Below are 246 nucleotides of genomic sequence, written 5' to 3'. Positions count from 1 at the left end.
CCATTTTTCCTCCTGATTTAAGCATTTTGGAATATTGCTGCAATAATTCTTGCTGAGTGTTTTTGATTCTATCAATAAACTCAGGCTCCAGTTTCCATTTTGCATCAGGATTTCTGCGCAATACACCAAGACCAGAACACGGAGCATCTATCAATATACGATCAGCCTTATTATGAAGTTTTTTAATTGGTTTTGTTGAGTCGATGACTTTTAAATCTACATTGTGCACACCATTTCTTTTTGCAC

1 pseudogene is annotated in these 246 nt (G+C 35.8%); it reads right to left on the bottom strand.

What is annotated here, in order from left to right:
• Positions 1 to 246 (bottom strand): annotated as a pseudogene (locus ACRHOC_RS14980) (RNA methyltransferase); the annotation flags it as partial.

The organism is Winogradskyella poriferorum, assembly GCF_050618035.1.
Lineage (GTDB): Bacteria > Bacteroidota > Bacteroidia > Flavobacteriales > Flavobacteriaceae > Winogradskyella > Winogradskyella poriferorum_A.
The sequence above is the reverse complement of the archived record's forward strand: the minus strand, read 5'-3'. Positions and strand labels throughout refer to the sequence as shown.